The sequence below is a fragment of the Halonotius pteroides genome (assembly GCF_003605635.1).
In the GTDB taxonomy this organism is placed as follows: Archaea; Halobacteriota; Halobacteria; order Halobacteriales; family Haloferacaceae; genus Halonotius; species Halonotius pteroides.
This window is the reverse complement of the sequence record NZ_QMDW01000095.1, coordinates 1-1,088: the sequence shown is the minus strand read 5'-3', so window position 1 is coordinate 1,088 and position 1,088 is coordinate 1. Positions and strand designations below refer to the sequence as shown.

Genomic DNA, 1,088 nt, shown 5'->3' with positions numbered 1-1,088 from the left:
CGGAACTGCTCGGCGATGTTTCTTCGAAGAGGTCGCGGAAATCCGACAGCGTGGCGCGCTCTCCTCGGGTGAGTTCCTTGATGCGCTCGTAGGCGTCGGTGTCGCCCTCCCGGCGGAGGATCGTCTGGACGGCCTCCCCGATCACCTCGGGGTTGGCTTCGAGGTCCTCGCGCATGAGGGCCGCGTTCGGCGTCACTTTCTCGAGACCGGCGGCCGCCTTCCGGTAGCCGATGAGACAGTGCGACAGCGCCGCGCCGACGTTCCGTTTCACCGTCGAGTCCGAGAGGTCCCGCTGCAATCGGGAGGTCGTAACGTAATCGGCCAGGAAGGTGAGATCCGAGTTGGCTTTCGTCAGGTTCCCCTCGCTGTTCTCGAAGTCGATCGGGTTCACCTTGTGCGGCATCGTCGAAGAGCCGGTCTCGCCCGCTTTGGCCTCCTGGCCGAGGTAGCGATCGGAGACGTAGAGCCACATATCGAGGTCGAGGTCCCGCAACACGTTGTTGACCCCGCGGAGCGCGTCGAAGACCGACGCGAGGTCGTCACAGGGGTTGACCTGCGTCGAGAGCCCCGCGTGTTCGAGGCCGAGGGACTCGACGAACGACTCCGAGAAGGCCCGCCAATCGACGTCGGGGTAGGCGGCGCGGTGGGCGGCGTAGGTCCCGGAGGCGCCGGCGAGTTTGCCCGATAGTCCCGCCGTCGCGGCCTCGAGACGGCCGAGCGCGCGCCCGAGGCGGGCGGCGTAGACGGCGAGTTCCTTGCCGTAGGTCGTCGGCGTCGCGGGCTGGCCGTGCGTGCGTGCCAACATCGGGAGGTCGCGGTGTCGCCTCGCGTCGTCCGCGAGCGCGTCCCGAAGCTCCCGGATCGCGGGGACGAGCACGTCCGTGACGGCCGGTCCGAGGCAGAGTCGGTGGGCGAGGTTGTTGACGTCCTCGCTCGTCAGCCCGAAGTGCACCCACGGTCCCTGTGTGTCCTCGTCGGGCAGGTGCAGCCGAATGAAGTACTCGACAGCCTTGACGTCGTGGTTCGTCGCCGCGTAACCGCCGTAGCCGTCCGTTTCGAGGCGTTTGACGACGTCGGCGTCGTCGGCG

General features: G+C 67.8%; 1 protein-coding gene. It reads right to left on the bottom strand.

Annotation, left to right across the window (positions count from 1 at the left end; all coding sequences use genetic code 11):
- A partial coding sequence (gene purB, locus DP106_RS15290) for an adenylosuccinate lyase (protein ID WP_120086642.1) occupies positions 1–1,088 on the bottom strand: 1,088 nt, incomplete at both ends.